Annotated in this window: 25 protein-coding genes, 2 pseudogenes and 1 other annotated feature (1 of these 28 only partly in view); of the genes and pseudogenes, 20 read left to right on the top strand and 7 right to left on the bottom strand. The window is 31.0% G+C overall.

Annotated features, from left to right (window positions below; all coding sequences use genetic code 11):
* Positions 1 to 206 precede the first annotated feature (206 nt).
* The 5 genes from AC0NJG_RS01715 to AC0NJG_RS01695 all read left to right on the top strand — a co-directional run bounded on the left by AC0NJG_RS01715 (position 207) and on the right by AC0NJG_RS01695 (position 4,090).
* Entirely contained in the window at positions 207 to 686 is a 480-nt protein-coding gene (locus tag AC0NJG_RS01715) for an SRPBCC family protein (protein WP_474062790.1), read from the top strand.
* Between the two features lie 178 nt (positions 687 to 864).
* Complete coding sequence (locus AC0NJG_RS01710) at positions 865 to 1,206, top strand: PadR family transcriptional regulator (protein ID WP_087953695.1); 342 nt, start codon at positions 865 to 867, stop codon at positions 1,204 to 1,206.
* A complete protein-coding gene (locus AC0NJG_RS01705; protein ID WP_087953694.1) occupies positions 1,203 to 1,733 on the top strand; it encodes a DUF1129 domain-containing protein in 531 nt (176 codons plus the stop codon). Before AC0NJG_RS01710 ends, AC0NJG_RS01705 begins: the two co-directional genes overlap by 4 nt.
* Positions 1,714 to 3,159 (top strand): serine hydrolase domain-containing protein, encoded by a 1,446-nt coding sequence (locus tag AC0NJG_RS01700; RefSeq protein ID WP_474062789.1) that lies wholly within the window; start codon positions 1,714 to 1,716, stop codon positions 3,157 to 3,159. The genes AC0NJG_RS01705 and AC0NJG_RS01700 overlap by 20 nt, the downstream gene beginning before the upstream one ends.
* A gap of 121 nt (positions 3,160 to 3,280) precedes the next feature.
* Positions 3,281 to 4,090, top strand: a complete 810-nt coding sequence (locus tag AC0NJG_RS01695) for a MerR family transcriptional regulator (protein WP_087953692.1) — start codon at positions 3,281 to 3,283, stop codon at positions 4,088 to 4,090.
* A 94-nt stretch (positions 4,091 to 4,184) separates the two neighbouring features.
* Here the strand turns inward: AC0NJG_RS01695 and AC0NJG_RS01690 are convergent, their stop codons facing one another.
* Complete coding sequence (locus tag AC0NJG_RS01690) at positions 4,185 to 5,411, bottom strand: MFS transporter (RefSeq protein WP_173601650.1); 1,227 nt, start codon at positions 5,409 to 5,411, stop codon at positions 4,185 to 4,187.
* A gap of 213 nt (positions 5,412 to 5,624) precedes the next feature.
* Here AC0NJG_RS01690 and AC0NJG_RS01685 point away from each other — a divergent pair.
* The 7 genes and pseudogenes from AC0NJG_RS01685 (at position 5,625) to AC0NJG_RS01655 (ending at position 12,164) form a co-directional block, all read left to right on the top strand.
* Positions 5,625 to 6,199 (top strand): annotated as a pseudogene (locus tag AC0NJG_RS01685) (NUDIX domain-containing protein).
* Positions 6,200 to 6,301: 102 nt separating this feature from the next.
* A pseudogene (locus AC0NJG_RS01680) lies at positions 6,302 to 6,409 on the top strand (winged helix-turn-helix transcriptional regulator); the annotation flags it as partial.
* Between the two features lie 358 nt (positions 6,410 to 6,767).
* The gene (locus AC0NJG_RS01675; protein WP_087953689.1) at positions 6,768 to 7,520 is read left to right on the top strand and encodes a class I SAM-dependent methyltransferase; all 753 of its coding nucleotides are present in this window, start codon (positions 6,768 to 6,770) and stop codon (positions 7,518 to 7,520) included.
* A gap of 194 nt (positions 7,521 to 7,714) precedes the next feature.
* On the top strand, positions 7,715 to 8,509 hold the full coding sequence (locus AC0NJG_RS01670; RefSeq protein ID WP_474062788.1) for a VOC family protein: 795 nt from the start codon (positions 7,715 to 7,717) through the stop codon (positions 8,507 to 8,509).
* A 116-nt stretch (positions 8,510 to 8,625) separates the two neighbouring features.
* On the top strand, positions 8,626 to 9,378 hold the full coding sequence (locus tag AC0NJG_RS01665; RefSeq protein ID WP_087996975.1) for a phosphotransferase family protein: 753 nt from the start codon (positions 8,626 to 8,628) through the stop codon (positions 9,376 to 9,378).
* Between the two features lie 117 nt (positions 9,379 to 9,495).
* Entirely contained in the window at positions 9,496 to 10,296 is an 801-nt protein-coding gene (locus AC0NJG_RS01660; RefSeq protein WP_087953688.1) for an ABC transporter ATP-binding protein, read from the top strand.
* Entirely contained in the window at positions 10,281 to 12,164 is a 1,884-nt protein-coding gene (locus AC0NJG_RS01655) for a hypothetical protein (protein WP_087953687.1), read from the top strand. Before AC0NJG_RS01660 ends, AC0NJG_RS01655 begins: the two co-directional genes overlap by 16 nt.
* A 71-nt stretch (positions 12,165 to 12,235) precedes the next feature.
* Here AC0NJG_RS01655 and AC0NJG_RS01650 read toward each other — a convergent pair whose 3' ends face one another.
* Complete coding sequence (locus AC0NJG_RS01650; RefSeq protein ID WP_087996978.1) at positions 12,236 to 13,183, bottom strand: phosphotransferase enzyme family protein; 948 nt, start codon at positions 13,181 to 13,183, stop codon at positions 12,236 to 12,238.
* Positions 13,184 to 13,504: 321 nt separating this feature from the next.
* Here AC0NJG_RS01650 and AC0NJG_RS01645 point away from each other — a divergent pair, with 321 nt between their 5' ends.
* Positions 13,505 to 14,599, top strand: a complete 1,095-nt coding sequence (locus AC0NJG_RS01645) for a helix-turn-helix domain-containing protein (protein WP_087996979.1) — start codon at positions 13,505 to 13,507, stop codon at positions 14,597 to 14,599.
* Between the two features lie 14 nt (positions 14,600 to 14,613).
* On the opposite strand, the gene AC0NJG_RS01640 is transcribed toward AC0NJG_RS01645, so the two are convergent.
* The gene (locus AC0NJG_RS01640) at positions 14,614 to 16,305 is read right to left on the bottom strand and encodes a M3 family oligoendopeptidase (RefSeq protein WP_173601646.1); all 1,692 of its coding nucleotides are present in this window, start codon (positions 16,303 to 16,305) and stop codon (positions 14,614 to 14,616) included.
* A 169-nt stretch (positions 16,306 to 16,474) separates the two neighbouring features.
* Between AC0NJG_RS01640 and AC0NJG_RS01635 the strand changes: the two genes are divergently transcribed.
* Positions 16,475 to 17,068: a DUF4030 domain-containing protein gene (locus AC0NJG_RS01635; protein ID WP_474062787.1), complete on the top strand. Its 594-nt coding sequence runs from the start codon at positions 16,475 to 16,477 to the stop codon at positions 17,066 to 17,068.
* A gap of 58 nt (positions 17,069 to 17,126) precedes the next feature.
* Positions 17,127 to 18,497 (top strand): aminotransferase-like domain-containing protein, encoded by a 1,371-nt coding sequence (locus AC0NJG_RS01630; protein WP_087996983.1) that lies wholly within the window; start codon positions 17,127 to 17,129, stop codon positions 18,495 to 18,497.
* A gap of 75 nt (positions 18,498 to 18,572) precedes the next feature.
* Here the strand turns inward: AC0NJG_RS01630 and AC0NJG_RS01625 are convergent, their stop codons facing one another.
* Together AC0NJG_RS01625 and AC0NJG_RS01620 are read right to left on the bottom strand one after the other, a co-directional pair.
* Entirely contained in the window at positions 18,573 to 20,003 is a 1,431-nt protein-coding gene (locus AC0NJG_RS01625; RefSeq protein ID WP_087953682.1) for a 4-hydroxyphenylacetate 3-hydroxylase family protein, read from the bottom strand.
* A gap of 18 nt (positions 20,004 to 20,021) precedes the next feature.
* Entirely contained in the window at positions 20,022 to 20,465 is a 444-nt protein-coding gene (locus tag AC0NJG_RS01620) for a cysteine dioxygenase (protein WP_087996987.1), read from the bottom strand.
* Between the two features lie 212 nt (positions 20,466 to 20,677).
* Between AC0NJG_RS01620 and AC0NJG_RS01615 the strand changes: the two genes are divergently transcribed.
* From AC0NJG_RS01615 to AC0NJG_RS01600, 4 genes are all read left to right on the top strand, one after another.
* A complete protein-coding gene (locus AC0NJG_RS01615; protein WP_048554549.1) occupies positions 20,678 to 20,878 on the top strand; it encodes a hypothetical protein in 201 nt (66 codons plus the stop codon).
* A gap of 337 nt (positions 20,879 to 21,215) precedes the next feature.
* Entirely contained in the window at positions 21,216 to 21,383 is a 168-nt protein-coding gene (locus tag AC0NJG_RS01610) for a hypothetical protein (RefSeq protein ID WP_029438441.1), read from the top strand.
* A 212-nt stretch (positions 21,384 to 21,595) separates the two neighbouring features.
* Positions 21,596 to 22,093 (top strand): DUF421 domain-containing protein, encoded by a 498-nt coding sequence (locus AC0NJG_RS01605; RefSeq protein WP_087996989.1) that lies wholly within the window; start codon positions 21,596 to 21,598, stop codon positions 22,091 to 22,093.
* A 245-nt stretch (positions 22,094 to 22,338) separates the two neighbouring features.
* A complete protein-coding gene (locus tag AC0NJG_RS01600) occupies positions 22,339 to 22,968 on the top strand; it encodes a class I SAM-dependent methyltransferase (protein ID WP_474062786.1) in 630 nt (209 codons plus the stop codon).
* A 251-nt stretch (positions 22,969 to 23,219) separates the two neighbouring features.
* Here AC0NJG_RS01600 and AC0NJG_RS01595 read toward each other — a convergent pair whose 3' ends face one another.
* Together AC0NJG_RS01595 and AC0NJG_RS01590 are read right to left on the bottom strand one after the other, a co-directional pair.
* A complete protein-coding gene (locus AC0NJG_RS01595) occupies positions 23,220 to 23,921 on the bottom strand; it encodes a class I SAM-dependent methyltransferase (RefSeq protein ID WP_474062785.1) in 702 nt (233 codons plus the stop codon).
* On the bottom strand, positions 23,918 to 24,820 hold the full coding sequence (locus AC0NJG_RS01590; protein ID WP_474062784.1) for an SMP-30/gluconolactonase/LRE family protein: 903 nt from the start codon (positions 24,818 to 24,820) through the stop codon (positions 23,918 to 23,920). Before AC0NJG_RS01590 ends, AC0NJG_RS01595 begins: the two co-directional genes overlap by 4 nt.
* Before the next feature lie 142 nt (positions 24,821 to 24,962).
* Here AC0NJG_RS01590 and AC0NJG_RS01585 point away from each other — a divergent pair, with 142 nt between their 5' ends.
* The gene (locus AC0NJG_RS01585; protein WP_113742667.1) at positions 24,963 to 25,133 is read left to right on the top strand and encodes a DUF2197 domain-containing protein; all 171 of its coding nucleotides are present in this window, start codon (positions 24,963 to 24,965) and stop codon (positions 25,131 to 25,133) included.
* A 72-nt stretch (positions 25,134 to 25,205) separates the two neighbouring features.
* Positions 25,206 to 25,342, top strand: a binding site (T-box leader); it runs 121 nt beyond the window's last position.

Genomic DNA, 25,342 nt, shown 5'->3' with positions numbered 1-25,342 from the left:
TTTGTGCGTAAGTCTATATTTAATAGAGAAACGTACATACATGATAATTAATTCTCACGATTATATAACTCGATTTAGAAAATATTTAAGTTTTTCTCATCACCATTAACTTTAAATTAATACTTCATTGACATAAAGATTTATTTTATATTTATATTCGTGTAAAATGAAATAAGAACATACATTCTATAAAAGGGGCAATCAATATGATAGCTGAAATTGGAAAACTAACTAATGGATATATTGTAAAATTTGAACGCGAATTTCCATATACAATAGAGGAAGTTTGGTCTGCTTTAACAGAAACCAGTAAGCTGAAAAAATGGATGTCTAATTTACAGGTTGAAAGCCTTAAAACAGGTGGAGTCATAAAGTTTGATATGATGGATGGTTCATTCATAAATATTGATATTTTAGAATGTCAATTAAACTCAGTACTTGAATTTACTTGGGGTAAAGATCGTGTCCGATTTGAAATACATAAAGAGGAAAATGGTTCTCTTTTACTTTTTAAAGAATACATTCATGAATTAACTGATCATACACCGAAAGATATAGCAGGTTGGCATATTTGTTTAGATCTTTTTTCTGCCGTTCTAGAAGGAGAAGAAAAAGAATTTTCTAAAGATGAATGGCAACAATGGTTTGAAATATATAAAGATAAGGTTATTGAAGTAAGAGGATAATTACCTTAAAGGTTATATTCATTGTGTAATTATTATATTATAAAAGTGATTATTAAGATTAAAAACAGTTGATAAGTGGTATTGTTGTTTGTTAATCTTTTCGTTTTATTGTCTGTTTTTTTGCATTTAACAGAAATATATACTTGAATGAAGTATATATTTCTGTTAAATTTATCCTATGGATAGAACAAGCTTAATTAAAGGTCATTTAGAAATGTGTGTATTATCTATTTTGTCAAAAAAGAAAAGTTATGGTTATGAGATTATGAAAGAACTTGAAGTAAACAATTTAAAATTGAAAGGAGTAGGAAGTATTTACCCCATTTTAACTAAGTTGAAAAATCAAGAGTGGGTTAATACTTATCAAGAAATAACAGACAGTGGTAAAGTTAGAATTTATTATGAGATTAATGAAAATGGGAAAATACGTCTTGAAAAGAAAATTAATGAGTGGTTAGAATTGCAAGCAGACATTCAAACACTATTAAAAACCGGTTTGAAAGGAGAACTTCTGAAATGAGGAATGGATTGATAAGTAAAGAAAAGCAATTTTTAACAGACGTACTAAAGGAATTAAAGCAATACGATATTAGTTTAGAAGAGAGGGAAAATATTAAGAGACAAATATTAGAACACATTCAAGAATGTCGTGAACATGGTGAAGATAGTATAGATGATTTAGGTACACCTCAATTATTTGTTCAAGATTTTATAGAAATAAATGAAATTGATTTGCAAGTTAAAATGAAACAACTTCAAAATGAAAAAGGAAAATCTAACACACTTATCTTACGTGACATATTCATCGCAATTATTACTTACCTCGTCTCGCAAACTATATTTTCAATATTTTTAACTGAATCATTTAATCCAACTAATAGTAAAAATGCATTTCAGTATAATCTTTTATATCGCATATCTGAGAATCAATGGTGGAACGCATTATTAATAATGACTAGTTTGACGCTCTCTGTATTGGTATTTATTAGCTTAGTAAGTTATAAAAAAAGAAAGCATCTAAAGTATAATGAAGAATACGATCTATAAAATGTCTCTAATTTGTCTTCTTTGTAATGTATTAATATTATGTATCACACCTTCAAAAGTTTACGCTCAGCAAAAAGTTAAAGTTACATTAGATAAGTATATTGAAAAATTTATAAAGGAGCAGAGCATTCCGGGAGCTTCTGTTGCAATTGTACATAATAAAGATATATTCTTCACTAAAACGTGGGGGATTACTGGAGAATCTGAAAAAAAGGTAACTAGTAAAACTCCATTTGCAATCGGCTCAATAAGTAAATCTTTAACAGCTTTAGCTATCGTGAAATTAATAGAAGATAAAAAAATAAAATTAGAAGATCCCGTTCAACGATACCTCCCCTGGTTTAAACTAAAAGATTCTCAAATATCCTCAACTATAACAATCCAACATCTACTAACTCATACAAGTGGAATAAGCACATATGAGGGCTTATTATTATCAGATAAGCAATCCAAAAGTTCTACAGCATTAAAAGAAGATGTAATGAAGCTTTCAAATGTAAAAGTAACTGCTCCACCAGGTGAAAAATATCAATATAGTAATGCAAATTATATTGTTTTAGGCGCACTTATTGAAGAAGTCGCAAATGAAACATATTCATCATATATGCAAAAGTATATTTTTCAGCCATTAAATATGAATGGCGCGGCAGCAAGTAAAGAAACTGCATATGAAAAAGGTTATTTAACAGGTTATCAGTCTTGGTTTGGCATTCCAAGAAAAAGTGTAGTGTCCTATGATAATACCGGGGCACCGTATGGCTATATTACTGCAAATTTAGAAGATATGATTCAATATATTATGTTTTTGAATCGTCCAGAGGATCCTCAATTATTAAAGAAAGAAAACATGGATCTTTATCTATCACCACTCTATAAGATAAATTCAGAAAAAAGTTATGGTTTTGGATTAAGAACAACAAATATAAATGAAAGTGAAACGATGATTTGGCATTCAGGATCAACGCCTGATGCTCGTGCAGAAATATTTATTTTAAATAAAAGTGGCTGGAGTGGTGTGATTTTAACAAATAAAAATCATGTATTAGAAGAAACCGCACTATCAGTATTGAAAAAGGGGATTATTAGTATTTTGAATGGAGAAGAATCGGTTGATATACCTAAAAACATACCATTAACACAAATTATTTTGTTGATAGTTACTCTCATACTTTTCATAATATCAATTATGTTAATTAAAAAGTATAAACATATAAAAACTGGAAAAAAGGTAATTTGGTTATTCATAGGGAGTCTATCCCTACTAATATCTATTGTTTTCATCCCACTACTTACTTATAGTACAAGTTCACCATGGCGTACGATTAAAATATTTGCGCCAGACGTAGCTTTATTTACAAGTATTATTGTAACTTTATTAGCTGTGAACGGACTAATATCAATTCTTATAGCCTTAAGAAGGAAGTAAGTATAAAGGGAAAGAATGAAAGAAATATAATTTAAGTGTTATAAACAGTTGACTCTCACACAATGTCATTGTTTAAGATGAAGTTGAGCTTCGAAGTAGATGTAACTTATAGGAGGAAATCATGTTTAAAATAGGAGACTTTTCAAAACTATCTTCAATTAGTATTCGGATGTTGAGACACTACGATAAAGTGGAATTATTACAACCAATAAAAGTTGATGAGCAGAGTGGTTACCGATACTATTCAGCAGCCCAATTAAAGAAAGTAAATCAAATTCAAACGTTAAAAGATATGGGATTTAATATCGCTACCATTAAAGAAATAATAGAATGCGATAATATAGATGGTATTAAGGAGCAATTTTTAAATCGTAGTGCTCAAATTAAAGAAGACATGACTAACCTCCAAAAACAATTACGTCTCCTCGAAGATTCAATGAAATCGATGAGAGAGGATGTAGTTGAGATGAACTATCATGTTTCAATAAAGGAAATTCCAGAAAGAAATGTAGCTAGTGTTAGAAAGATTATTCCATCTTATAATCGCGAAGAGGATTTATGGGGTGTATTAATGCAAGAAATACAAATGAAAAATATTAGTATTGCCCATCCGAGTTATAGTATTGCAGTTTTCCATGATCGTGAATACAAAGAAAATGATGTAGATGTAGAAATACAGCTAAGTATTTTAGGGAATCAAAAAAATACAAAAGACGTTACATTTAAAAATGTAAAATCAACCAATGTAGCTTCCATAACGGTTAATGGAAGTTATGAACAAATGACAGCTGTAAATGAAGCTGCGGCAAAATGGATTGAGACAGAAGGTTACGAATTAGCAGGCCCAATGTTTAATATTTATCATGTGAGCCCAGCGATGGAATCGGATCCTAATAAGTGGGTTACAGAAGTTTGTTATCCAGTAAAATGATGATAAAGAAAAAGGCATTATGATATGCCTTTTTTCTTTATCAACTTATCCGTAATTACAATTAACCAATCATATATAATTATCTTTCCTTCTATTATAGTTTTCGTATCGGACTATATAGTGCAATAAAAACTTCAAGTAGCTTCGTGAAAGCAGCTAAAGCAAATACATACACTGGATTATAAGCTGAAAGAATGCCTCCTACTAATGCCCCGAGTGGCATAGCTAATCGTGTAAGTACACGTGAAAATCCTAAAACTCTTCCTTGCATATTTGATGGAACTGTTTCCTGACGGACTGAGGCTACAATGGTATTCCATGCAATATTGCAAGTCATTGCAATACCGAAAGCAATTCCGGGAGCGAGCCAATATGTGCTCCAAAGCGCAAAAGTTAAGCCAATTGCTCCAACAAATAGGAGTAAAGGAATTAGTATACCGCGCTGCAACCTCTTTTCTAAAGGAACTGCAAACAAGCTTCCTAAAAGACCACCTATTCCAATTAATGAATAATTAACCCCACTTTGTTCTGGGGTAAGTTGTAATGTGGATAATAAATAATACATGAATATACCTAAAACTGCACTTGCTCCAAAGTTTCCTATCATAGCTTGAAAAGATAAAGCTAAATTTAAGCGGTCATTTTTGAGCCATTTAAATCCATTAACCAAATCAGATAGTATATTTTGAAGTGTATTTTTATCTTCACATTTTTTATTTGTGGTTTTCATAGACGGTAATAACATCACAGCAACTAATGTTGCAATAAATGAAAGAACATTAATCCAAAGCAAATGAAAGCCGCCAATAAAAGAAATGAAGACCCCAGCTATCATTGGACCAAATAAACTAGCCAATTGATTGACCATTTGATAGAAAGAATTGGCCTTCGTTAAGGATGCTCCAGCAATTTGCGGAATGACTGTAACAGTTGTTACATCAAAAAGCATGGACATAACTGCTAAGATAAAAGTAATTATGTATAAATACCAAATTTCTAATAGATGTAATGAATGTAGTATTGGAACAAGACTTACTAAAATAATATTGGTAATATCCGCTACCAAAAGTAACTTTTTTCGATCATAACGATCAATTATTACACCAACTAAAGGACCAAATAAAACGATTGGCAATACGTTAATAGCAAATAAAGAACTCATAATGACAGCTGAACCGGTTAATTGATAGGCAATCCAAGGTAACGCAAAAGTATACAATGAGTCCCCAATTCGTGAAATAAGTAAACCAAAAATAAAAATCTTATATTCTTTAGAAAAAGTTGTCTTTACGGTAAGGCTACGTTCTTGTATAGGTTTCACACTGTTTATACCACCTTTATGATAGAGGAATTTGAAAATCATCCGTCCAATACTTGTTATATTTATAATTCTGTAATTTTTTGGTGAATCCTACTTTTTGCATGTATTTTAAGGAGGAAATAAAAATAAAGGCTTTGGATTGAAGATTATTTAAAAACATAATAAAATTATAGTAAACTGGATTGTGAGATGGTTAATTTTGGAGGGGGAATATTGATACATATAGATAAGAATGTACGAACATCTGGTGCATATGTAATGTATAAGAATTTATTTGATTTTCAAGTTGGACCAACGAGTAAAAGGGATACATTAGGTGTAGTAAGACTTGGAGGACATATAGAAGCGGATGAAACAGCAGTAGAAACTGCTAAAAGAGAGGTGGAAGAAGAAGCTTCTATCGATATTACTATATTAAATTCACCAACTACATATTATAAAGAGAGTTGGAATGCACAATCTAAGAAAGTAAAAGTAGAAAATGAAGTCAATCCAATATTAATTATTGATAGTCCAGATGAGAGTTTATCTATCATGTATGTTGCCTATTCAAAGATGCTACCTAAACCATCTTCTGAAACGAATGGACTACTGTTACTTTCATTGAATGATATTGAATTAATTTGTACGGGGAAAATAACATAAATGATTATATAAATCAAGGCGGAGTTTCTATATTGAAAGAAAAAATGGATAATGAGTTAATTTTACAACCTTTTCCACAACTTATGTTTTTATCAGAACTTTTAAAAGAGGATCCTGTATTACTTCAGCAGTTTGTAAATTAGCAACGAAAGATACCTTAATAAGGGGTTTTTGTTGCTAATAATTTAGTGGTATGTGTATTGTCCATCAGGAAACAATACATTGTCTGTAGTAATCTATTTTACATAAAATATAGTTTATCTGAACATGGAAAAACAGTTAGTATTATGTTCCATAGTAAGTGTAGTTGGGGGAGAGGAAATTTAGAATATACAGTTAGAAATAAAGCATAAAATTATTATGTAAATTAAGTGTGGTATAGAATAGGGTTTTCTTGTAATCTTTATTTTATTATATTTTAATAAATAAATTTAACGATTACTATTATTATTAAGTATAATAGTAAGTAAAAATATTTTGGTAGTTATTGAATGTAATTAAAGGCGGTTATTTGGAAGGAGTGATGTTTTATGAACAAACAGAAGAAAACAAAATATGCAAAAAAGCTCTACATAAAGAAAAAAGTAAAAGATATCACCTGTTCTAGCGTTTTATAAGGCTTGGCTTGCATATTTAGAATAAATAATTGATGACTCATTTTCATTAAGAATCTATAGAATATGTAAGCATCAATAAAGGGGGAAGTATAAGGTGAACGAATTAGAGTACAAAAGCTTTTATGATAAAGTAGGAAGATTAAATGGATGGGATTTTAGTAAAATAAAATGTGAAACTGTAGGAGATACGTGGGACTTTTATGGAGAAGTGAAAGAAAGATGTAAACTATCAGACACTCTACTTGATGTTGGTACAGGTGGAGGAGAAAATGTACTTAACATAGCATCTTCAGCCAAATTATTAATTGGAATAGATAATTCTAATGGCATGATTGAAAAGGCACATTCCAACTTGAAAATATCAGGTGTACAAAACGTTGAGTTTTTTCAAATGGATTCTGAAGCATTAACTTTTCCGCATGAGTATTTTAATATTGCTTCTAGTTGTCATGCTCCGTTTATAGCATCTGAATTAGCAAAAGTAATGAAACAAGGTGCTTTTTTCTTAACGCAACAAGTTTGCGAACATGATAAATTAAATCTTAAGGAAGCATTTGGACGAGGACAATGCTTAGGTGAAAGAGATGGCACATTAAAAGAAAAGTATATGAGTGAACTTATTAGTGCAGGATTTGAACTCGTGCAAGTACGTGAATATGATGTGACTGATTATTACAGTACGCCTGAAGATCTTATTTTCTTATTAAAACATACGCCTATTATTCCTAATTTTGGAGAAGAGGCAGAAGATTTTACTATTTTACAAAGTTTCATTGATGTTAATAGTTCTGAAAAAGGGATTCGTACGAATTCAAAAAGGTTTATGATTATTGCTGTAAAATCATAATATGTTTTATTGTAAAAGCTGCTCTTCGTTTAAGAAAAGGCAGCTTTTTTTGTATGGAAACAATGCAGGATAAACTTAAATATTCATACTAAAGTTGTAGTTTTCATTTGAAAAATCCATCCTTCCGTTTGATTCTATCTATTTATAAATGTAATACAATACGAATAGATAATAAGAACGAGGGGGAATGTAGTGTGATTACACATATATCAGATATAAAACTACAAACAGTTTCTATAGAAGGGGTAAAACAAGTTTATAGGGAAGTATTATCTTTTCCAATAAAAAAAGAAACAGCATCCTACATTCAATTTGAAGTAACACCGTATACAACAATTAGTTTTCAAGAAGTGTATGAGCCAATTGCACCTGCGCACTTCGCCTTTGAAATCCCATATTCAAAATTTCATGAAACTGCAAGATGGCTAAAAGAGTCTGGATTACTTATTGCGAAATGGAAAGATGGTCATACAATTGATGAAGAGGATGGCCGATTCAATTTATACTTTAAAGACGGAGATGGAAACCTTCTTGAAATTATCGCACATAGTTATGTTAAAGAGGAGGTATTAGTACCACAGTCACCTTTAAACATTTTATACGTAAGGGAAATTGGTCTTCCTGTTAAAAGTGTTCCTGTTTTTAGGGAATGGCTGAAATCAAATCTAAATATGAAAACGATGGAAGATGGGGACATTTTTAACTTTGTAGTTGGAGGCACTGCATATATTGTTGCAACATGGTGGCAGCGACCTTGGATTCCGATTGCGATGAAAGCTTTACCACCGAAAGTACATGTTTCTTTCGGAACACCGGATCCCGCATTTTTACAGCAGGTCCAAATCAACTTTAAGAAAAATAGTATACCATTTGAATGTAAGAATAATGAAATATCATTTATTGAACGGGGATATACATTTTCGATTGTGCATACACCAGAGTTTCCTTCCGATATTCCTAGTAAATTAAACTTACCGCTTTCTATTTAAGGATAGAAAGTGGTAAGTTTTTTATATTTTCATGGAGAAGGGTTTCAGCTTAATTACACTGAATTTATAGAGTAGTATAAGATGTTAGCTTAATTTACTGTAAGGAGAGAAATAAATTGAATTTAGGAAATCCGATAGCAAAAGGGAATACTGCGGAAATTTACCTCTATGAGACTAAAGTTGTAAAATTATTTAAAGAATATCTTCCAGATACAGAGTCTATGAATGAAGCAAAAAAACAAAAATATGCTTATTCATGTGGGCTACCAGTTCCAAACGTATTTGAAGTGACAAAGATACAAAATAGACAGGCAATTATTATGGAATACGTAAAAGGAGACAGTATAGGTGAGCTCCTGCTTAATAATCTAAAAGAGGCAGACTATTACATAAATATTTGTGTGAATGAACAAAAAAAGATTCATTCTATTTGTGTAAAGTCAGATGAAATAGAATCAATGAGAGAAAAGTTAGAGCGTCAAATTAAATCTGTACATAAATTAGATGAAAAACAAAAAGAAAATATATTGAATAAGTTACATTCAATCAAATTTGAGCCTAGATTATGTCATGGGGATTTCCATCCGTTTAACTTAATTATGAGTAATAATAATGTGAAAATTATAGACTGGGTAGATGCTAGTTCAGGTGACATTCGCGCAGATTTGTTTCGGACATACTTGTTGTACTCACAATCTTCGGTAGAATTAGCTGAAAAGTATTTGCATATTTATTGCAGAAATACTGGATTATCGAGAGATGAGATTTTTCAATGGGCACCTATTATTATTGCGGCTAGAATATCTGAAAATGTAACTGCTACAAACATTGAATATTTAAATGATTTGGTAGCGCAGTATTGTAATTAAAGAAAAGCTCTTCCTAAATTTATTTTTTATTATATCCGTTCTAACAATGCAAATGGATGAGTAAGGTTATTGAGATTTGTAATCGGTTATTACATTTGTAAAGAAGGAGTCCATTTTATGAAAACTGGTGAACCAATTTCAATGCATACTGAATTTGAGCAAGTTGCTCCAGCACTACAGCTTTCGAAACTATATAAGCGTTTCGGAGAATTTATTGCAGTTAATCATATTAATTTAATTGTGCCAAGAGGATCTTTTTACGGAGTTGTTGGGCCTAATGGAGCAGGAAAAACTACATCTTTATCGATGGCTGTTGGTTTGTTACGGCCGGATGGAGGGAACGCTAAAGTTTTTGGGATTGATGTTTGGAGTAATCCAAAACAAGCTAAAACGCTGATTGGAGTATTACCAGATGGATTAGCTTTACCGGAAAGACTTACTGGTCGCGAATTATTAACATATATGGGATTGTTAAGAGGGATGAATGCCAAGGAAGTTGCTAAGCGGACAGAAGAACTACTTACAATATTAGAGTTAAATAATACTGAGGGAACTCTCGTTATTAATTATTCTACTGGTATGCGTAAGAAAATCGGCCTTGCACTTGCACTTCTTCATGCGCCAAAGTTACTCGTTCTTGATGAACCGTTTGAGGCGGTAGATCCCATTTCTGCAGTTACTATTAAAAAGATTTTACAGAAATTTGTTAGTTCGGGTGGTACTGTAGTATTTTCAAGTCATGTCATGGCGTTAGTTGAACAACTTTGTGATCACGTTGCGATTATTTCGAAAGGGGGAGTGGTTTCGTCTGGAAAGATGGAGGATATTTGTGGTGAAGAAAAACTAGAGGATATTTTCATTCGATTAGTAGGAAAACCCGCCGTTAAAGGAGGGGAATTGTCTTGGTTAGTGTTCTAATGCAAATGAAGTTATCAATACTTAAACATTCAATGAATGGTGGCAGGAAAGTTCTATTTATTATGACAGGATTAATAGGTTTATTGCTAGCAATTGGAACCATTATTCTTTTTTCCTTTTATCCTACGGAACAAGCCATATCAAAAAACATTCTATATGTAACGTTCACAATTTGGACAGTAGGATGGATGTTAGGTCCGATACTTAGTGGGGGAGATGGAATATTGCGTACAGAATATTTTGTATTGCTTCCACTTAATCCTTATAAATTAGCTAGAACGCTTCTCGTTGTATCTTTTATAGGATTAGGACCAATCGTTAGTTTTATTGCTTTTATAGGATTATTAATTTACGCAGCCAGAATTAGCTTATATGCAACTATAGTTGCAGTTCCAGCAATTATTTTACAGTTAATTTTTGTGGTGTTGTTATCGAAAGTTATAATTAGTCTTATGGGGGAAGCGATGAGATCAAGAGCAGGTATGGAAATAGGAGCGATGTTTATTGGTCTCATCATTGCATTTTTAAATGTGGGTTGGTATGCACTTCCAGTAATCAATAGAATAATATTTCATGATACCGCGATATTTTACATGCTTCCATCTAGTTGGACAATACTTGCTGTAGAATATGCAATTCAATCTAATTGGTTATTAGTTTTTGTATTCTTAAGTGCGATAACAATATTTTGTTGGTTTCTTTTATTTATATGGACTACATTATTGACTAGAAGTACAGTAAGAAATTCTAAAGAAGTTCAAGGGAAGATTACTAATAAGCATTATAAAAAAGTTTTTAAAATCTTTTATGAAACTAAAATAGGAGCAATCATAACAAAGGAGCTAAAAAGTTGGGGGAATGATCCACAACGAGGTCGATTCTTACGGATGGGCATATGGATAGGCGTATTTTATGGAATTATAGTTACAACTGCTGATATACCATACTTAATACCCTGGGCAGGGGTAATTATGATTGTATTTACAAGTATGTTCACTTGTAATTTATATGGCTTCGATGGAAGTGCATTATGGTTAACATTGCTGACACCTGGGGCAGAAAGGATTGACGTGCGTGGTCGTCAATTAGCTTGGTTGATAGCTATTGGTCCTGTAGCAATTTTAACTACAATAATTTTCACTTTTACTAGCGGACTTACTTTCGTTTACCCATGGGTCTTTGCAGTAGTCCCAGCTTTACTTGGTGGGGCAGTCGGCCTTATTGTCTTATTTTCTGTAGTTAATTTAATTCCAATTACTGATCCACATCGTCGTGGAAGAGGAACGATAATATCTGGTGACGATATGAATGCGAGTAAAATGTTTATAACCACGTGGCTCATGCTGCTGATGGTGCTAGTAACTACGATACCCGCTTTACTAGTTGTATGGTTAGGAACATCATTACATATACAATTCATACAATGGTTAGGTGTACCGACTGGAATTTGTACGGGGGTGTTTTTAGCATGGCTATTTGGGCGCATCGCTTACACAAAACTTGAAAGGAATGGCCCTGAGTTGCTATTTGAAATGAAAAGTGGGCTGAAAATTAACAGTGATAATCACAAAAAGAAATTTTACAATAAAGCAAGTGAATTACCGAAGAACAAACTTGCTGTTGTTGTTCTTCTTGTGTTTATGGGAATCTTTTTCTTAGTTCATCAAAGTATAGTGCCGATTGTCTTTGAAATGTTTGATGTGGAAGAAAGAGTCCGTCTTTTCTTTCTTCCGCGCTACCTTCCTCATATTGCTCGTATTCCTGTAAGTATCATTTTCGCTGTACTAGGTATTACGTTTTTGTATAAAGCAATATTAATTAAGAAACAGCACGTAAAAGAATCACAACTAATAAAAGATGATATGTAAAACATTCCTAATCAATCGAGTTTTTAGCGGATGTTGTTCAACTATAGTTACGTAGTTAAACAACATTCGCTTTACATATTTATTAAGGAATAATTATTTTCAAGTTTTAACCTATAAAGATTCATTATCCGTATTTGTTCCTCAGTTAATTCCTCTTTATTCCAATACATATGCATTAAACTATATTCAAAAATCTCCTTTAATTTTATAAACAATGGAAACTTGTCTATCATCTCTTTTGGGAGTTCATTTTCTTCTTGATATCCTTCAAATAGTGCTTTTGTAATAGAATGCTCGTAGTCAACGATATTCCCATTTCCAACAAATGAGTATTCTATCGCACTATAAATAGGAACGGCTAAATCGAATATATAAAAATGTTTTTCGCAGTCTTGAAAATCTATCATTGTTAAGTTTGAATTATTTTCGACTAAAATGTTTTCTAACCATAAATCTCCGTGAATTAAGCCGTAATTTGAAGGAGATTTTTGGAGCTCTTTTATGGAAGTTAAAACGTCAGATGCAATTTCTCTTATTGTATTTTCCACTTTAGGGATATATTTAAGAAAATTATATTCTTCATTTTCATACCAATCGTTTATATGTTTTACTGGTTTAATCTTTTCAAAGCTTTTAGATATACAATGTAATTTTCCAATTTGTTTACCAAGCTTTTTAAATATATTAGAATCCCATTCGTACTTTGGTAAATGTATACCAGGCGCAGCTTTATATAATACGGCAAAAATCTCTTTATCTAATGTTAACTTTTCTACAAAATTCCCTTGCAATGAAGGGATGATTGGTGGAACAGCTAAACCGTTTTGGTATAAAAAATTCGTATATGTAACTTCTTCTAATTGTTCTTCATACGTTTTATAGTTTGTAATTCTAATGAAGTATGTACCTTGTTCAGTGAGACATTTATACATTTCATTTGTTATTGGTGTAATGTTAATAAAATTCAATGGATATAGTTCATTTATGAATTGAAGTATTTCTTTTTCTAGTTTGTTCATTGTAACGTCCTTTCTAAACTTTTATTTTTTAATTAGAGAATTAAAAGGATCTTATTTTACAAAATTCTAGTTTCATTTTTGAAATCCTTTAAAATGAAATATGATGTAAATTGACCTTTAATGATTAGTTAGGTCTTGCCAGCATACGAATGAACACTAAATTGAAAAATGAATAGAATGTATGTCAAAATAAGATAGGTAAAAAATATAAAACTAATACTCATATATAGATTTTACAGAATGTCTCATGTTATAAAACACAAGAAATATCAAAAGAATGAAACACACTTCTCTTATACTTTTAAATAAGGAGTGAAGGAAATGAATGAACATATACAGCAGATGATTGATTGGATTGAGAGCAATTTAAAAAAGAGATTTTCATTAGATGAATTATCTCGTTACATGGGATATTCTCCTTATTATTGCTCTTTTAAATTTCATCAAGTAACGGGTTTCAATATTAGACGTTATATTCTTCTTAGAAGGTTGTATTTATCTACGGAAGATTTAAAGAATGGTAGGAAAATAATTGAGATCGCATTGGATTACGATTACTCTTCCCAAGAGGCTTATAGTAGAGCTTTCAAAAATGTTTTTGGAATGAATCCAAGAGAATACCAACTTAGCAAAATGCCTATTCAATCATTTGTTAAACTCAATTTAAATAATGAAGGGGCGTTTCATATGAATATTTCTAGAAAAATAGAGGTTGAACAGTTGCAAAATAGGAAGAGTGAGCTATTTGATAAAGAGGTACTTAACATATTAAATGGTCAACTTATGTATGAAGAATTTAAAAACGAAAAGCTAATGGGTGATTCTGACTATGCGCCATTTAATGAGGCGATGTGTGTGAACCCAGTTACTAAACAAGTTTTTAATGAAGATTTTATTAAAATAAGAGCAGAAGGACACAACAGTTCAGTAGAAAGTTATACAAAAAAGGTTATAGATCCGTTAGAAAAACTTTTTATGAAAAAGTATAAATGTATTGTTTTATGGTTTGGTGAAGATATGTTTTGCCAAATGAACCTACTTACCATACTTTCTCACCTTGAACAGTCTGCTTATGAAGGGAAAGTATACTTAAATAACTTTAGAGAGGATGAATTTAAAGTAAATCAAATTGAACTTGAAATGGGGAATTATTCTTCTATATACAATGAAGTATTAGTAAACCATAAAAAGCCCTCCCATAAGGTACCGCCTGTCATGTATCAGGCTATAGATTTATTTTTAGAAATGCTAAAAGAAGATAATGCTGTATTGAAATTTATCTCTAAAAATAAAGATTTATCAACTCGTGAATTATTAATAAAGTTGTTTCATCTTTTTCCAACAATCGGATATGGAGATACTCAGTACATAGAGCTGATTAATAAAATAAAGAAGAAAGCTACACCTAAAATATAGGTGCAGCTTTCTTCTTATATTTGTTCAAGTACTTCTAACTCTTTTTCCACAAATCGCATCAGTTCTTTAATTGTTTCACCAGAAAAATCAAAACGAATTCCAGCTGCATCATACACTTCTTTTATAGATTGCGAGCTTCCTAGTGATAATGCCTTTTTATAATTTTCTAGTGCTTGCTTAGGATCCTCTTTATATTGTTTATACATTTGTAATGCACCAAGTTGGGCGATTGCATATTCAATATAATAAAATGGTACTTCAAAAATATGGAGTACAGGTAACCAACTCGTTGCTATCCAGTTTTCGTAGCCATCAATATGTATGACGTTAGACTGATAATGTTTTTGAAGTTGTAAGTATTTTTCATTTCTTTCTTCAGAAGTATGAGTTGGATTTTCATACAGCCAGTGTTGAAATTGATCCACAATAAGCATAACAGGTAAATATGAAATAACATCTTTAAAGAAGTTAATTTTTGCTTGTTTTAAATCTTTTTTGTCTGTATAGAAGGTATCCCAATAATTAAGCGAGAATAATTCCATTGTCATACTGGCTAGTTCAGCTGTTTCAGCGGGAATTTCTATATACTGTCGTAATTTTAATGATTTTATAAGTTCGTTATGAATACTATGCCCCATTTCATGTATAAAAGTGATAATATCATCCTGTGTATAATTTAAGTTCATAAAAATAAATGATAATTGTGAAGCTGGTAAGTACTCACAAAAGCCTCCAGCTGCTTTTCCTTTGCGGCTTGTTAAATCAAGACAATCGTGTTTATTCAATCGGTTTAATAGTGTTGAAAATTCAACATCTAGTTTATTAAAGATATGAGTGCTCTTTTCAATTAAATCATTTTCATCTGCAATTGGTTTAAGTACTTTTTGATCTGGAGTTACAGCTGATACATCCCACGGGCGAAGCGTATCCACTTGTAGTTTCTCTTTTTTCTCTAGTAATATTTTATCTTTAAGAGGTACAACATACTTACGTATGGATTCAGCTAGTTCATAGCAATCTTTTGCTGAATAATCAAAACGTTCGTATTTCTTGAACATATAATCACGATAATTCTCTAGTTGAATATTTTTTGCTTTTTGGTGGCGAATTTCAATTAATTGATTTAATATGTTTTGGAGTTCTTTTTCAACAGATAAAAATTGTTCAGAAATAATGGTTTTTGCCTTTTTACGGATGACACGATTCGAATCTTGTAAATAGGATTGTAATTCTGTTATCGTTTTTTCTTCTCCGTCCCAAATTCCACTTAATCCTCCAGTGATTTCAAAATACTCTGTGACTAATTTGTCTTCCTTTATTTCTAATTCGATATTTTCCTCACAAAATAACTTTTGAGCATTTTTTATTTTTGTATCTAATAAACCATATACGTTAGAATCTAATTCCATTCGAAAAGGTGACTCTAAATATTTATTATCCAATAAATTTTGGTACCGCTTTAAAAGTGGCTTTACAAATTGTTGATCATGTTCAAAAGTATCCTTTGTTTTTTCATCATCCGTATTACATTGAAAGGCGATATAATGTGATCTTAATTGTTCTTCGATTTCCCAAATTACTTTTGACTGCTCTCTTAACCAGTTTTCTAGGTCTAGTTTTGAAGAAATCATTTTATTTAATAAAGACGAAAGAGTTTCTTCTAATTGTAGTACATTACTAATATCAATCATATTTACACGTTGCATTATATATCCCTCACTTTTTATTTATTCATGAAAATATTCTACTTATTAATTGTAATTTCCTTTTTAAGAGGAGGAAATGTGAAATAATGTTAAATCTTAAAATTATAGAAGGTATTTATATGTGAAAGTAAAAGTTTATCGTAAATGAAAATTTACGGAGGGAAGTACAATGAAAAGAGGAAAGAAGTTGATTGTATTTTTATTTTCAATTGCTTTATTGTGTGCTTGTGAGCCTGAAATGGAAGAATCCAAAAGTGAAGATTCTATAGTGATAGATATTGCTACAGCTGCGGTAAAGGAGGAATCTTTTTTTAGTGCTGCTATATGGGATGGAAAAGCAAGAATAGTAGATTTAGAGATTGCTGATAGTGAAAATGCTAACGAAATAAAAAAAGAAATTAATAAAAGATTGCAAATTCAAGGCATTATGTCCTATAAAGTAAATATATCTCAAAGAAACAAGGAGATTGTAGATACAGAACAAAGATGGCAGTTAGTTTTTGGACAGATATTTGATGACGTATTCAGAAAGAATGGATATGAAGGGGTTGGTATTCAGCAAATAAATTATAAAAAGAATCAACCTGTTACCATAGATATAAAAACTAAGATTAGCGATGATGAAGTAGGGGCGAGAGAACTTGGACAGAAAATAGAAAAAGAAGTTGAAGGTGTACTTAAAACAGAGGTAGTAAAGAAATGGATTGAAAATGATTCATATGCTATTTGGATTTACGATATAGATGATCGGAAAATTAACTAATTGAGGAATGAATGTTATGTAAATTAAAAATCTATATAATTACTGAAGGAGGTGTAATATGTATAAGTATTTACATATTTTAAATGATATAGAAAAAATGATTCAACATGGAGAGATAAAAGAAGGACAGAAATTACCATCAATACGGTCACTTGTTGCGCAATATGAATGTAATAAGGCGACAGTTATACGTGCGCTTCATGAATTAGAAAAGCGTCATATTATATATTCTGTCCCTCAAAGTGGATACTACGTTGTTAAGAAATCTGGGAGTACTATAGAAAATAAAGAAATCATTGATTTCGCTTCTTCAGCACCTGATCCAGATGTTTTCCCGTATTTAGATTTTCAGCATTGTATTAATAAGGCAATTGATACTTATAAAAATGATTTGTTCGTATACGGAACACCGAAAGGATTACCATCTTTAATTCCAGTCATTCAAAAACAGTTGGCAAATTATCAAGTGTTCACGAAAGAAGACAATATTTTTATAACCTCAGGTGTGCAGCAAGCACTTGCAATATTAACTTCAATACCATTTCCAAATGAAAATGAAACAATATTAGTTGAACAGCCAACGTATCATTTATATATAGAATATCTAGAAATAAATAAAGTTCCTGTAATCGGTATTAAACGTACGAATGAAGGTATTGATTTAAATGAATTGGAGCGTATTTTTCGAACTGGTAAAATAAAATTCTTTTATACAATACCAAGGTACCATCATCCACTTGGAACTTCTTATTCTAAAGATGAGAAAGAAAAAATCGTACTATTGGCTAAGAAATACAATGTATTTATAGTAGAAGATGATTATTTAGCAGATTTAGAAACAGCTTCACAAGCCGATCCGTTATATAGCTTGGATCATGGTAATCATGTTATATATTTAAAAAGTTATTCGAAGATTATTTTTCCTGGTTTACGAGTTGGTGTAGCAGTTATCCCACCGTCTATTGCAAATGATTTCTATACATACAAAAAGATATTAGATATTGATAGTCCAATGATATCTCAAGCTGCTTTAGAAATTTATATAAAGAGCGGTATGTTTGACCGTCATAAAAGTAAAATTAATTTTTCCTACTACAATAGATCAACAAAACTAGCAGAAACATTAGAAAAAATACAAAATGAAAATCCATCTTTATTTACATATAATAGACAGAACACATTTGGAATACACACTTGTTTAGAAATACAGAAAAACATAGTTGCAGAAACACTTATACAAAAATTAGGGAACATTCAAATAAGTATCGATACTATTGATAAGAATTATATGAGGAATTTTCCTAAAGAAAAACTGTTAAAGTTAAATGTTTCGAATGTAAAAGAAGATAAGATTGAAGAAGGTATTCGTAAAGTAATTGAGGAAATCAAGCAATCAAGACAGTTGAATTTTCAGTTTAGAAAAGAATAATTTGAATAAGGAGGTTTGTTGTGAGACGCTTATATATTTTTTAAGAGCACTCTTAGCAAAGGGTGCTCTTTTTCATCATAAATATTTACTTAGCATCTTTTTAAAGTGATTTTTATCATAATTTACATATTGTGTAGCTGTATTTCGTATGGGATCTCCCGCGTAAAATCTTTCGTATAATTCGTGTCTTGATCCTAATGGGCTTCCAATAATATCCCAGGCTAACTTAAATAATTTTGTGCGTTGTTCGGCATCTATATTTGTTCCTTTAAAGTGCTTTTTTAATAAATCAGCTATTGGACTCTGGAAATCAATCGAGCTTGAAGGAAGTTGAATGAAGCCACCTGCTCCAATTAATTGTAAAATTTCTATTGCACGGGGATAGTATTTAGAACCAAGATTCCTTGCAGTCTCGATATATTTAAAGTTTGGTAAATAAGTTTTTGTTTCATTTGTAGTACCTTCAACTTCTGCAGCAATTAAAAGTGCGCGAATTGTTTCGATTTGCATAATTAATTCTCCGAGTTTTTCTTGAACATGCAAATAAGTGTGAGCTCCAATTGCCTCAGCAATTTCAAAAGCAATCGCAGTTATAAATTCTAGCTTTATTAGTAATCGTACTATAGCTTGATGATAAGCTAAACTACTAGAGGCTGTATCTGATTTTATAGCCCATATTGCTTCTGGATTATTATAAAGTAAAACACGTTCCCAAGGGACAAATACATTATCAAAGATTAATAGTGCATCCATTTCATCGTACTGTGAGCTAATGGGGGAATCAACTGTGCTTGAAGTTGTATTCGCATACGGTTCTCTACAAACCATATGTAATCCTGGAGAATTGGCTGCCACGATAAGAAAGTGAGCTAAATCTTTTTGAGCGTCAGTCAGTTTTGTTAATGGGTAGATTAATAAATCATTTGAATACGGGGAAGCAGTTCCTATCATTTTCGCACCACTTAAATAAATTCCATCAGAAGTTTCCTTTGTAACTCTTAGCAACCCTAAGTCATTTGCATTCAACATTGATTCTGTTGAGCGATTTATTTGTGGATCACGTTGGACTACACTTAAAAACAAGTGATTATCCCTAGCTTTTTCGTAATAAGCTGCTATTTTATCTGGAAACTGTGCATCGCACTTTTTATAAAAATCTCTTGATACGTACCAGCCAGTAAGTCTCGATCTTGCGTAATCAGATAGTCTACTCATTACACCGTCTGTAGCATAACTCCATGTTTCAAATGCAGTTCTTCTCATTAATAATTCATTATAGGAATTCGGAACTAAAAATGATTTATGAACAAAGTCTTTCGTTTTTGGGCTCACATATCCAATAGAATCTCTCTGTTTGGGATCATCAAATAACGAAAATAAATTAGAAATGGTACATAGTGTCCCCGCAAAATTGTTGTCTGTAGTTACATCTACTTTTTTTCCATAGAGCCAAACATTTCGACCATCTTGTAAGCTCTTTATATAGTGATCCTTTAAATTTTGCATATTTCCTCCTTTTAAAGACTACTCATATATTTGTACATCTTTTAATGGTGGTGAATATACATGGAATGTTATTGCTGTTGAATCTGTAGCATTATACATTTTATGCACAGTATCTTTTTTTACGGTGAAAATATTTCCCTCTGTAAACTCTTCAATCCGTTCTCTATTTTTTTCGTACGTAATATTTTGTAGCGTACCATTGACTATTAATATACATCCTATAGATATTCCGTGATCATGAATAAGAGTCTTTGCTTTGCTAGGGAAATTTAATACTAAAATCTCCACAAATTCAGACTTATAGATAACATTTCTTCCGTATTCAAGGTTAAGTGGTGAAGTAATAAAAGGAGATATTTTATGAAGTGTAATATTTAATGATTGAATAGCGGATATTAGATTTGCCGTATCGTAGTCACATAAGTTATGGAACGCTTTTTTTATGTTATGAATCAATTGCATGTAAAACTTCCTCCTAAGCATGTACATTAAAAGAAAAAGTAATCTAATATTATATAGAGCGTAGTTAATTACATAATATTGTATTGAAACATTAAAAAAAAGTGACTTCTTTTACTTAGGAAGATTATTTAATTTGAAAATTAAGGTAATTACTTCCATTAACATGATATGCTTGAACTATATACTTTTTTATTGGAAAGGTGATGAAATAAATGGCAGTTCTTTTAGTGGAAAATCTATATCAAATGTCTATTGTTTTATTACTTCTATGTTCATTTTGTTTTTATAGATATTTAAAGAAAATCAAAAGGGAAAGAAAGCTTACAGGTTTTGAAATTACGATGTATATCATGACGCAACTTGCGTATTTCATTTGGGCGGCAACAACTTTTCTTAAAATGTTATCAGAATAGTAATCGTAATGTATGGTTAATTGTTTTATTAAATGCTGGGCAAAAATGTACAATAAACAAAGGCAAAGGACAAGGATAGGCTTATCAATTAGGTAAATAAATATAGTCGTTATCTAAATCGATTACAATATCACTTATAACGTCTTTACAAAAAGAGTGGGGAATACGTTCATAATTATGTCGAACACAAAACAGATCGATAAATGACCAGATACAACGAGTTGTGTAAACAAAGAAGAGGTTTTGCTTTTCGAATATGTACAAATAGCATATTATCTTTCTCAATGTACATATTAAGTAAAATGTTTCATATCATGTACATAAAAGGCGGGGTAATATGGATGAAAAAAAGAAAAATGAAGAATTGATTAAATTTAAGAAACAATGGTTTAATGAAGATAATCAACCAGTAGCTGGAATAGAGTTAGCTTTACCACCTGATATAGGCAGCATGTTAGACTCCAAATCAGTTGATGATGAAAGTGAAGAAAGTAATAATGAATAAGTTTAATCTATATGCATCCATTCGGGTGCTTTTTCTTTTTTTGACAATGGAAGATGGACCATCAAATCCTTATTGAAAAAGGTTGATTAAAATAAGTTCTTTTTCAGTATATGTAAGTTTGATTTTTACAAAAAAGTTTAATTAAAATACATTTAGAATGCTATATGAAATGGGAATGCTAGTAACATTCTCCATTAAAGGATTGGGCTATTATGAATATGATTTTTGAAAGTATTATTTTAATTTTCACTGGAATAATTGCATTAAAAATGACAGGCAGTACATCTGTTAGCCAAATGACAAGAGCTGAAATCATTATAGTAGTATCCATTGGACGTATTATTGTGGAGCCTGTATTAAGTAGGAAAGTAGGCCCATCTATATTTGCAGCTGTAATATTTGCAAGCATACTTCTTATCATTCATTTTTTAGAATTGAAATCAAAGAAGATGGAACAATTCCTAAATGGCAGCAGCATTATAATAGTAGAAAATGGAGAGATTGTAAAAGAGAATTTGATGAAGGCGAAAATGTCGGAACAACAACTTTATATGCAATTAAGAGAAAAAGGAATTCATGATTTAAAGAGTTTACAACAAGTTACAGCTGAGCCGAATGGACGTATTGGTTATCAATTAATAGAGAAAGCTCAACCAATAACTTTAGAAATGTTAGAAAAAGTAATAGATCAGTACAATATAAAAAGATAATTTATCTTAAGAAAAACCAATACTACAACGGAAGTATTGGTTTTTCTATTTTTTTACACACTAATATAGGGGGAATAATAAGCCAATCTTAAAATTAGATATAGGCTTATTATTATGCTATATTCAATGAACATATAGTGAATGTGGTAAAAAAATTAATTTGGCATAGGTAGCCGCAGCACTAAAATTTATAAGTTTTTAATGTGATACTAAAAATAGAATTAGAACAAGGAGATAGAAACATAATGGAATTTTGGGAATCAAGTTTTATTGAGAAACAAACGATGTGGGGTTTTGAACCTACAGAATCTGCAATTTTGGCAAAGGATTTTTTCCTAGAAAAAAACGTTAAAGATATATTAGTTCCAGGTATTGGATATGGCAGAAATGCAAAGGTGTTTATCGATAATGATATAAATGTAACAGGGATTGAAATTTCAAAAACAGCTATTGATTTAGCGAAACAAAACGGATTAGAAGATATTAGTATATATCACGGCTCGGTAAACGAAATGCCTTTTGATAATAAATCTTATGATGGGATATTTAGTCATGCTCTTCTTCATTTGTTAAGTGAGAAGGAAAGAGTGACATTTATTAAAGAATGTTATAATCAGTTAAAACCTGGTGGATATATGGTTTTTACAACTGTTTCTAAAAAAGCTCCAATGTACGGAAAAGGAAAACAGTTGGATCAAGATTATTATGAGATAATGAAAGGCGTAAAAATGTTCTTTTATGATTCTAAATCTATAAAAAAAGATTTTAATCAATATGGATTAGTACAAGTTTCGGAAATTGATGAACCAAATAAGAACATGGCAAATAAACCTTCAATCAACTTTTTAACGATAAAATGTAAGAAAGAACTATAACTAAAAGTTATTAAGAATGATTAAATATGTTTATATATTAATTATGCACAAATAAAGAGGACAAGCATATAATAGAAATACCTTTTAACTTTAAGTAACCTTAACTTTCGTTAATAGGGTATCTCAAAATCCCCAAAAGAGCACTTGCGGAAACAAGTGCTCTTTTATTTTTGTTTAATAAATATTAAAAGGTAAAAATCTCATTCAATAAAAATAAATTAGAAGGAATGAGTCACATCTTAATTATACGATTATTTCTGAACAACAAACGTAATAGCATTTGTTTTTAATTGAATATGCCTTTCATCGCGAACAATATCATAGACTAATTCTTTTATTTCAACTTTAATTTCTTTCCATTCCTTATAAATACTTTTTAATAAATGTATTATATCTTCAGTAGGAAGGTTAATTTCAATTAAAGCATCTAATTCTTCATTTGTATGTAAGTCAATTTCTTGTATGTTCGAATTAATAATTAAACAATTAATACCGCCGCTTTTTGTACCTTCTTTCATAGAATGGAGCACGTTTTTTAAATCTTCTTCTGATTGAACATGCTCTAAACTGGATACTGCAACGATATAATCATAAGTATTACGTTGGATGTAGTAGTTTTCAATTGCTGCTTGTTCTGTTTTAATATTATTAATTACACCATATTCTTTACTATAAGTTTGTAATTTTGTTAAAGCAGAATTAAGTAAATCCACACATGTAACAGTACCACTAGAGTTTTGAAGCTTTTGGGCAATTGGAATACTATTTCTTCCAACGCCAGAGCCGAGATCAAGTACTTGCAAGTTTTTTTGTCCTTCAAAGTAATCCATTAAATCCATAACTGTTTTAACCGGTTTGTACAGCCAAGAACCAGTTTCAAATAGTTTGTATTGTTCATAGCAAAGGTCGTGATATTTCTTTTCTTCTTCTCTTATGTAATCGATACGGTTCATATTGTTTCTGCTCCAATATTTTTATTGCAAAATGAATAAGTGAGGCAGCCTTTAACATTCGTTTGAATTCGGAAAATACCACCAGCATGTGGATATTTCTTTAATTCGTCATCCGTCATTCTTGTTCGGGCTGTTGTAACATATAGGTCGGTTAAATTAGGACCTCCAAATGTACAAGATGTTACATTTAGCGCTGGAATAGGGATACTTAATATTTGTTCTCCAGTTGAAGGGTTCCATCTAGTAATCTTTGAACCTCCCCAATGAGCAATCCATAAACAACCTTCTTCATCAATTGTCATACCATCAGGTAAACCTTCATTCTCAGAAAAAAGGATTACATCGCTTGGATTGCAAATTTCTCCAGTACTTATATCATAATGAAAACGAACTATTTTTTTAGTAGGTGTATCAATAAAGTAAAGGCATGTATGATCAGGTGACCAAGCAATTCCATTTGGTGTATTTACATGTGAAAATTTTTTCTCTACCTTTAAATTATTATTTAAACAATACAAGGAACCTGCAGCATTAATACCGTATGTATCTGTAGTACCTGCCCAAAAACGTCCTGCTGGATCGCATTTTCCATCATTAAAACGATTATCAGATAAATGTGGTTCAGGGTCAAAAATATGTGTCAGTTTTTCTGTTTTGATATTAATAGAATAAAAGCCATTTTCCATAGCTAGGAGTAGTATGTCATCTAAATATGGAACAACACAGCCAATTTGTTGATTGAGAGCAATTACTCGGTTTGTATTAGCGGTAGGACTAAATATGCATAATTGTTTCTCCACAATATCAACCCAGTATAAAAGTTGCTTTTTTTCATCCCAACATGGTCCTTCGGCTAAAATTGCTTTCGCATCTACAACTAATTCTATATTACTTACCAAGATGTTCACCTCGCTTTATAAGATATTTATATAATTCGATAAGAATAGAGGTAAACCTTTTAATCAGAAAATATTAAGATTTGTACTATGGAAAAACTAATTTTCTCGAGTGATTAAAAAATGTATAATTATGGAGAGGGAAATGCATATGATGTTTTATGAAATTGTTTGCTTTTCTTGTAAAAATATATTTTGTGTTTATGAAGGTAGTGAAAAATATAAGCGATTTAAAGAGAAACCAAAAGGGGTATATTGTTGTGATGAGTGTAGCCACAAAATTCAATTAGAAGCGATAAAGAATTTTTTTAGATAATTATACTGTTTTATTCCGGAAAAGTTTGACAATAAAAGTGTTATAAATTATCATATGAAAAAACTAATATTTAAAATGGCATGGAAGAGAAGAGTAGTTAAGAAAAGGATACGTACAGAGAGCTCTGGCAGCTGAGAAAGAGCAGTATACATCTTAATGAAAAAAGACTTGGAGCTGCGCAAGGAACTAATTTATTTAGGGATGGTGCG

It is taken from the genome of Bacillus sp. SSR7 (assembly GCF_055902415.1).
Note: the sequence above shows the minus strand (reverse complement) of the source record. Positions and strands in the feature narration are given on the sequence as shown.

Bases quoted from the DNA above. Each gene is read 5' to 3' on its own strand.
- AC0NJG_RS01715 (WP_474062790.1), top strand. From the start codon at position 207: ATGATAGCTGAAATTGGAAAACTAACTAATGGATATATTGTAAAATTT.
- AC0NJG_RS01710 (WP_087953695.1), top strand. From the start codon at position 865: ATGGATAGAACAAGCTTAATTAAAGGTCATTTAGAAATGTGTGTATTA.
- AC0NJG_RS01705 (WP_087953694.1), top strand. From the start codon at position 1,203: ATGAGGAATGGATTGATAAGTAAAGAAAAGCAATTTTTAACAGACGTA.
- AC0NJG_RS01700 (WP_474062789.1), top strand. From the start codon at position 1,714: ATGAAGAATACGATCTATAAAATGTCTCTAATTTGTCTTCTTTGTAAT.
- AC0NJG_RS01695 (WP_087953692.1), top strand. From the start codon at position 3,281: ATGTTTAAAATAGGAGACTTTTCAAAACTATCTTCAATTAGTATTCGG.
- AC0NJG_RS01660 (WP_087953688.1), top strand. From the start codon at position 9,496: ATGAAAACTGGTGAACCAATTTCAATGCATACTGAATTTGAGCAAGTT.
- AC0NJG_RS01650 (WP_087996978.1), bottom strand. From the start codon at position 13,183: ATGAACAAACTAGAAAAAGAAATACTTCAATTCATAAATGAACTATAT.
- AC0NJG_RS01645 (WP_087996979.1), top strand. From the start codon at position 13,505: ATGAATGAACATATACAGCAGATGATTGATTGGATTGAGAGCAATTTA.
- AC0NJG_RS01640 (WP_173601646.1), bottom strand. From the start codon at position 16,305: ATGCAACGTGTAAATATGATTGATATTAGTAATGTACTACAATTAGAA.
- AC0NJG_RS01635 (WP_474062787.1), top strand. From the start codon at position 16,475: ATGAAAAGAGGAAAGAAGTTGATTGTATTTTTATTTTCAATTGCTTTA.
- AC0NJG_RS01630 (WP_087996983.1), top strand. From the start codon at position 17,127: ATGTATAAGTATTTACATATTTTAAATGATATAGAAAAAATGATTCAA.
- AC0NJG_RS01625 (WP_087953682.1), bottom strand. From the start codon at position 20,003: ATGCAAAATTTAAAGGATCACTATATAAAGAGCTTACAAGATGGTCGA.
- AC0NJG_RS01620 (WP_087996987.1), bottom strand. From the start codon at position 20,465: ATGCAATTGATTCATAACATAAAAAAAGCGTTCCATAACTTATGTGAC.
- AC0NJG_RS01615 (WP_048554549.1), top strand. From the start codon at position 20,678: ATGGCAGTTCTTTTAGTGGAAAATCTATATCAAATGTCTATTGTTTTA.
- AC0NJG_RS01610 (WP_029438441.1), top strand. From the start codon at position 21,216: ATGGATGAAAAAAAGAAAAATGAAGAATTGATTAAATTTAAGAAACAA.
- AC0NJG_RS01605 (WP_087996989.1), top strand. From the start codon at position 21,596: ATGAATATGATTTTTGAAAGTATTATTTTAATTTTCACTGGAATAATT.
- AC0NJG_RS01600 (WP_474062786.1), top strand. From the start codon at position 22,339: ATGGAATTTTGGGAATCAAGTTTTATTGAGAAACAAACGATGTGGGGT.
- AC0NJG_RS01595 (WP_474062785.1), bottom strand. From the start codon at position 23,921: ATGAACCGTATCGATTACATAAGAGAAGAAGAAAAGAAATATCACGAC.
- AC0NJG_RS01585 (WP_113742667.1), top strand. From the start codon at position 24,963: ATGCATATGATGTTTTATGAAATTGTTTGCTTTTCTTGTAAAAATATA.